Annotated in this window: 4 protein-coding genes; 2 read left to right on the top strand and 2 right to left on the bottom strand. The window is 58.5% G+C overall.

The window, feature by feature from the left end; translation table 11 throughout:
* The coding region (locus tag AAAC48_RS17760; RefSeq protein WP_340655457.1) for a patatin-like phospholipase family protein at positions 1-1,747 on the bottom strand (1,747 nt) is incomplete at its 3' end.
* A 571-nt stretch (positions 1,748-2,318) separates the two neighbouring features.
* On the opposite strand from AAAC48_RS17760, the gene AAAC48_RS17755 reads away from it, so the two are divergent.
* Positions 2,319-2,708 carry a nuclear transport factor 2 family protein gene (locus tag AAAC48_RS17755; protein ID WP_340655456.1) on the top strand — a complete coding sequence of 130 codons (390 nt, stop codon included), beginning with the start codon at positions 2,319-2,321 and terminating at the stop codon, positions 2,706-2,708.
* A 110-nt stretch (positions 2,709-2,818) separates the two neighbouring features.
* On the opposite strand, the gene AAAC48_RS17750 is transcribed toward AAAC48_RS17755, so the two are convergent.
* On the bottom strand, positions 2,819-4,591 hold the full coding sequence (locus AAAC48_RS17750) for an adenylate/guanylate cyclase domain-containing protein (RefSeq protein ID WP_340655455.1): 1,773 nt from the start codon (positions 4,589-4,591) through the stop codon (positions 2,819-2,821).
* Positions 4,592-5,582: 991 nt separating this feature from the next.
* Here AAAC48_RS17750 and AAAC48_RS17745 point away from each other — a divergent pair.
* A partial coding sequence (locus tag AAAC48_RS17745) for an adenylate/guanylate cyclase domain-containing protein (protein WP_340655454.1) occupies positions 5,583-7,504 on the top strand: 1,922 nt, incomplete at its 3' end.

Raw genomic sequence — 7,504 nt, 5'->3', positions numbered from 1 at the left:
CGTCCGAAAACAACTCGGAATGCCGGCTCCAATCCATGAATCCGATCGGGTTGGAAACCTGTGGGCAGACCAAGACATCCTCTTCGCCGAGGGCAATGTCCTGTGGCCGGTGTGCCAGCATGCTCGCCACAATAACCTGAAGCATGCTGGGGACCTTTGGCAAGCGGGTGCGACCGAAAGGGTTCAGCCAGGCGACGGCCAGTTCGGAAGCTCCGGGGATGCGGTCATAATCGATGTGGTATTTCAGCGGTCCACTCGACCCCAGGCTCACGACGACATTGGGTCCGGTCTTGAGTTCGTTCATCTGTTCTAGCGGCAGATTGTTCATAATGCCGCCGTCCACCAGCATATCGCCATCAGCCGTAAAGAACGGCGGCAGGAGACCCGGGATCGAGCCGGAAGCCCGAACGGCCTGCCAGAGCTTTCCATAACGGTGGACATAGGGCTGACGGCTGCTCAGATTGGTCGAAAGCGCAAAGAAAGGAAGCCAAAGATCCTCGATAAGAACCTCGCTGTATTCCGCCCGAAGGGCGCGATCGAGCACCTTATGATCCAGAAGTGCGAAATGCGGCAAGGTGAGGCGACGAAACGCCCGGCTCTTGACGAATATGTTGTGCGTGCCGCGGTCGATCTGTTCCGCATCCAACCCCCTTGCGAAGCCGGCCACCATCGCTGCCCCGGAGCTCGTCCCGCCGAAACAATCGAAGCGAGCGCCCGCCTCGGTGAAAGCCTTGTAGACGCCCAGATGGGCGCTGCCGAGGGACCCACCCCCCGCCGCGACGAAGCCCCGTGCCGTGCCCGAAATGAACCGGACGAGGCGTTGGATGTCAGACCCGTCCTCCAGCGCAACATGATGATGGTGGTCAACGTGAGGACGCTCATTAAGCCATGCCGAGGTACCAGAGACCGTTGCCGAGCGATTGTCGTGAATCAGGACGAGCCGCGCGGTCGATGTTGGATGGATCGACAGCGCCAGTTTCTCGGACGAGTTCAGGCGGGGCGAACAGGACGCGTTGGCAATTAATAGGACGGCATCCGCCTGGCGAATGCAGACCCGTGTCCATTCATTAGGTTCTTCATCGGCGACATAGACGATGATTTCGGCTTCCGCCTCCAGCTCGTTCAACCAATTAAGTACCGGCTGGTCATCGACCGGAAGACCGGCGAACCGCCCGCGAATGTCAGCCCGGGCGACGAACTGAGCGCGCGTGCCCGCGTCGAACGCTTTCTGCAGGTGCCGGATGAAGATCGGTGAGATGCGACTTCCGCCGGCTGGAACGATTGCAAGCGTTCGGATCTTGGCAGTTTCCTTGAGGCGCGATGAACTGGTAGATTGCATGGCAAACCGGCGCGCCAGAAATATGGTGACTGCCTGTCGCAGGCTAGGCAAGATCTCGGCTGCCTTCTCGAAGTGGTCCCCGCGGATTTCGAGGACGATAGAATCACGCGCCGCAAAAACGGTGGCCGTACGGGGCAGTCCTGCGAAGAAGCCGACCTCGCCAACGAGCTCGCCCTGGCCGATCTCGGCGACCGGGCGGGCCGAATCTCCTTTGTGCACCGTAAAGCGACCGGACAGCACGATGAAAAACCTGTCTGATGGATCGGCTTCGCGAACCAGAACCTCACCGCGTCGCAAGACCCGACGGTCGGATTCGGCAGCCAAAGCCTCAAGTGCCGCCAACGACGCCCGATCGAACATCAATGTCGCCGACAGCAATCTCGCCGCGAGAGAATCGACGGAGGACATCTGAACCACCTCCTAAGAACTCCGGTCTGATTGTAGTCTGTGCTGCTCACATAAGGATCACTGAAAACCGCCAAATAGCAATGTCCGCTCTGGCCACAAGGCGGTGTTAGTTCCCAAGGAAACCGAGCGACACCTTCCCGCTCTCAAATGTTCGCTCGTGCTCTGATGAGAGTCCGTAGCAATGCGGCCGACGTATCATCAACTCAACGATGGGATTGCAGAAGTGTTTCAGATTACCAGCCGCCAGTGATGCACGTTTCTGTAACATACAGAAGCCTGTTACGAGCGGATATGAGGGTGATCGACCCCGCCACCATCCGCGAATGTCCACCGAGGCGAAGCTCGCTGGGGACTCAAATCAGTGGCCGCTTGTGGGCGCGAAGCGGAAATCAAGTCGGTCTATGCCGCAGGGGTGAGCTGTTTCGGCTCGAATTCAACTGGCGTCATGCGTCCGAAAATATCAATAAGCGCAATCACTTGGCCGGCGTTTGTAACTTCATCAACGACACCGCCTGGAACTTGAGTCGGATGTAGAACGTTTTGCGGTGATACAACATCTCAGGAGGACGTCATGAACGCTCATGCCATGCTAACGAAGGACGAGGTCGTGGCCCTTGAGAAATCCTATTGGGACGCGATGAAGTCGAAAGACGGCCGCCGCACTTCAGAACTCTCGGGGAAGACCGCCCTCGTCACCGGCGCACAAGGGGTAATGCGTATCGAGAAAGAGAAAATGGGGAAGATGACTGAGGAAGGAAATTGGAGCCTCGAATCCTATGTCCTCGATGATGTCGAAGTATCCACGCCTTCCCCCGACATTGCGCTCATTGCCTACACAGTTCGGCAGAGCGTTACGATGGACGGCAAATCGCAAAATCTGAGAGCAGCCGATAGTTCTGTTTGGATTCGCGGGTCAAATGGATGGGAGTGTCACGCCCACAGCGAGACGTTTTTAAAGTGATACAAGCGGGTGGCTGGCAGCGTGATCCTAGCGCGCGGCCCCAATTGGGGGCCAACTGAGTTCAGTGATTCGTAGACAACGCCACCAAATGCTGCGGATCATGCTGTCTGTTACTGCCCTGTGAAGTCTTTTGCTGCCGGAAAACCGTCGTCCCCTCCCGCTTTGACAAGCCCGTCGCGGAGGTGATCCACGTCGGATTGCTGAGCGTAGTGCAACGTGGCGAGGAAGGATTCGACGGCGAATTCGGGGAGGAGCGTTCTAACCTTCTTCATATGAGCCGCAGCAGCGATCTCATCGCCGAGCCAGCCGTAACATGCCGCGACGAATGCGTGCTGGACCTCATCCATGACGGACAGGTGCATGAATGCTTCGATCGCTTCGCCATACTGATGCGCAGCGAAGTGTGCTTTTCCAAGATGACTCCAAAATCTTTCAGGGTGATGTGGATTCAGCCGCATTGCCTTGCGGATCCATTCGATTCCCTCTTCGGGCCGCCCTAGCCAAGTGAACAGTTCCCCTTGCTGAACCACGACAAGGTCGTAGTTGGGATTAAGGGAAAGGGCACGCTCCTGGTGATAACGGGCTGTGGTCAGCGCGTTATTGTTCACACTCACCGCGGCCAGAATGCGATGCACGTCAGCATCGTTGTCATCCAGCGCCAAAGCCCGATCCAGCGCAGCAACGATTTCGCTCCAGGCAGCATCCTTGTCTTCGCACCAGCCGTGAACCCAGGCCTGGCCGAGAATGCACGCCCGCCAAGCATGGGCATGGGCATAACCCGGGTCGAGCGCGACGGCCCGGTCTATCAAGGACTGCGCCTGCTTATTGTCCGCAACTGTGCCTCTGTGATGCAGCACCTTGGCGGCTAACGCGCACTCGTATGCGGCCATGTTTGCAGGTTTCGTCCGCGCAAGCTGGTCGCGCTGGGCCGCCTCGAGGCGCCCGGGTAAGGTTGCTGCTATCGCCGCTGTTATTTCATCCTGGATCGCAAATATATCGTCCAACCTCCGGTCGTATTTATCTGCCCAGATATGAGCAGCATTGGCTGCGTCGACGAGCTGGACCGTTACGCGCACCCTATCTCCGATCTTCCGGACGCTTCCCTCCACCAGGTATTGAGCCCCGAGTTTCTCGGCGACTTCGCGCACATTTACGGCTCGGTTCTTGTATACGAAACTGGAGTTGCGTGAGATGACGAACAGCTCGTGGCGGCGAGACAATTCCGTGAGGATGTCTTCGGTAAGACCATCCGCGAAAAACTCCTGATCGGGGTCGCCGCTCATGTTGTTGAAGGGCAGAACCACTATCGAGGGTTTGGAGACAGATCGCTTTGCATCTAAATCCGCCGGCTGAGCGGGCAAGGCGAAGTGCTCAAGCCCGATACGAAACAGACGAACAGGACGGCTTATATTCTTTAGCGTCTTCTCGCCCAGATCCTCGATGGAGACTTCGAGACGGTCGGCAATTTGCATCGCTACCGCGGCGGTGACACAGATACCGCCTACGTCGGCAAGTTGTTCAATACGAGAAGCAATATTTACACCGTCGCCGAAAATGTCCTCGTCCTCGAAAATAATGTCGCCAAGATTGATGCCAATCCTGAATTCGATCCGCCGATCCTGAGGCACGTCCGAATTTCGCCGCTGCATGCGCTGCTGGATCTCCACGGCGCACTTTACTGCATCAGTCACGCTCTGGAACTCCACAAGCATGCCGTCGCCCGTCGTCTTAATGATCCGGCCCTTGTTCTTTGCGATGGCGGGATCGATCAATTCTATCCGGTGCGTTCTGAGGCGGGCAATCGTGCCTGCTTCGTCGGCCTCCATTAGCCGACTATAGCCTGCCATATCGGCTGCTAGGACTGCGGCTAGTCTCTGTTCCATTGATTTGCCAACATAACGATAAAAAGATGCGCCTTCTTCCCGACCGGGAGATCAGAGCGCGACCAGGGCGATTTTATAGCACCCCAATTAAATCGCCTATCTATTTTAGCGTCCTCTTCTGAAAGAAGCTCGGTGCCGCACGGTCGTGTGATGCGGACGCGCGCGATTTTCGGCGATCGCGCGCCCCAACATTTCGGCACCGAACTGCTCAACTTCGGCGAATAGATCGCTTCGACAATCGAGGCATGAGCGCTCCTTTCTCCCGTCGATCGAAAGTCCAGTGAGTCCAGCGTCTCACCTCTATGCTGGTGATGAAGAGCGTGGTCCAAAACCGACCCGCTTCCACTTCGGTAACCCCATAACCCAATGTGACCCACAGAGGCCCCTGTGTGATTGCGTAAAAAGGCTTTCACATCTCTCGATACTCTAAAGGTCCCCAATGACCGCGAAGCGGTCATTAATCAATGCCCACAAGTTGCCCATGGACCTGGGCACCTTGGCCCATGAACGACCCAGAGCCGACGTTTACCGACCCCATTTCGACGCTGGCAAGTCCAGCGAAAAAAAATCGTTCACATCCGGGACAAGCCATAACGTCGGAGTCTGCGACACACCCTATCAAGAAGGCCTTCGCCAAAAGAAGGCGTTCCGGCGATTGAGGCGCAAAAGCAGAAATGCCTCCGTGCCGAGGCGCCGGCTGTTAAGGCTCAAAAAGCTGTCAGACCAATCGGTGAGCACTACAGGCACATTGAGGCCTACGGTCGATACCCGCAGCACCACAGTTGGAAGTCACTTTGGCGCGTTGGCTTATGGCGGAAGCAGGCGCTGCGCCGGCTCGAAGATTGCGCTACCCATCACGCAGCGAATGCAGTAGCATCCGTCGCGCGTTGCGCATTGAACGGTATTCAACAGCGGGGATTGTGTCGACGTTTGGATCATCATTATCGGCGATATCTGCCCGGCACTTCGCGTTTTCGGTTAGAGATGATTCATGTCTTCTACAGATGTGACCGGCTCATTCCGACCCGTACGGTGGGGCTTAGCCGCAAAGCTGTTTACAACCCTCGTTTTGCTTGGCGCGATCGCGGTCCTGGTGACAGGAGTACTCGGTTACTTTCGCGCCCGCGACGCCCTCGAAAAAGCAGTCTTCGACCAGCTCACGGCCGCCCGTCAGACCAAGGCGCGTCAGGTTGAAACCTACTTCCGCACGATCCATGCCGAGTTACGCCTCCTTGCCACCTCCAAGATGGTGGTCGATGCAACGCGTGAGTTCCGGATCGCAGTCGACCAAATCGACCGGGGAGGCGCGTCACCCGAATTGCGGCAGAAGGTCAGCAACTGGTATGCTGAGAACTTTATCCCCAGAATGACGCGTATTCTTGGTAAGGAGCCGACTCTGGCCGATTACCTGCCAGTCGGCGCCGCGCCCTACTATCTGCAGTACCACTACATCGTAGCCAATCCGCATCCGGCCGAGCGGCGCAAGCTTCTCGACGACGCGGGCGACGGAAGCGACTACAGCAGGCTGCACGCCGTGTATCATCCCCTGATGCGCGCCGCAGCCGCAACGGTCGGGTTCTTCGATTTCATGCTGGCCGACGCCAACTCAGGTCGCCTGATCTACACGGTCGAGAAGGAAGTGGATTTCACTACTTCCCTCCAAGTCGGTCCCTACCGCCGCTCCAATGTCGCCGCCGCCGTTGCCCGCTGCGCCCTAACCCCCGACCGGTCGGCCGTGTGCCTAGAGGATTTCGCCTCTTATGCGCCATCGGGCGGCGCACCAATCGCCTTCATGGGAGCACCGGTGATTGACCAGGGCGTCGTCATCGGCGTGCTGATCGCGCAATTGTCGAACGAGGAGATCGACAACGTCGTCACCGGCGGTCGCCGCTGGCGGCAGGAAGGGTTCGGCGACACGGGTGAAGCCTATCTCGTTGGTCCCGATTATCTGGTGCGCTCTGGCCCGCGGGCGTTCTACGAGAATCGGGACGACTACTTCGCTGAACTCCAATCCGTCGGTGCCTCGGACGAGGAGATCGCCGCCATCGAGCGTTACGGGACGCCAGTGCTGCATCAGCGCATCGACACCAAGGCCACCCGGGCTGCGCTTGCCGGTGTCGAGGGCACGGGCGAGATCATCGGCTACCGTGGCGTCCCGACGCTCGCTTCGTGGGGACCGCTGGCGATTCCCGGCGTCAAGTGGGCCCTCGTCGCCAAGATCGACAGCGCCGAGGCCTTCGCGCCGATCAACCGGCTCCGCCAGGATCTGCTGCTCGTCGGCGGCTTGGCGCTGCTGGTAGTAGCCGCCACCGCCGCGTGGCTTTCGCGAGCACTGCTCGGACCGCTGCGCGAGCTCACTGGCGGAGTAAAACGCTTCGCTGCCGGCGATTACGGGACCAGAGTGCCGGTCCGCACGCGCGACGAGATTGGCCAGCTCTGCTTAGCTTTCAACGGCATGGTCGAGGATCTCAGCCAGAAGAATGTCGTGATCGAGAACAAAAATCGCGAGAACGAAGAGCTACTGCTCAACGTCCTGCCGGCACCGATCGCCAACCGGCTGCGCGGCGGCGAGGAGGCAATCGCCGACGGCTTTGCCGAAGTAACGGTCGCCTTCGCAGACCTGGTCGGCTTCACGGCGCTGACAGCGGAGATGCCGCCGCACGAGGTCGTAACGTTTCTGAACGGACTGTTCACGCGCTTCGATATCGCCGCCAATGATCTCGGAATCGAAAAGATCAAGACGGTGGGCGACGCCTATATGGCGGTGTGTGGCCTGCCCGAGCCGGTGGCCAACCACGCCGAGCGTATGGTCCGCATGGCAATACGTATGGTCCACATTACCCGCGAGCACGCCATGGAGCATAACGTCTCGATGAAGCTCAGGGTTGGCATCAACAGCGGGCCGGTGGTGGC

Source organism: Phyllobacterium sp. (genome assembly GCF_037994405.1).
Taxonomy (GTDB): Bacteria; Pseudomonadota; Alphaproteobacteria; order Rhizobiales; family Rhizobiaceae; genus Phyllobacterium.
The sequence above is the reverse complement of the archived record's forward strand: the minus strand, read 5'-3'. Positions and strand labels throughout refer to the sequence as shown.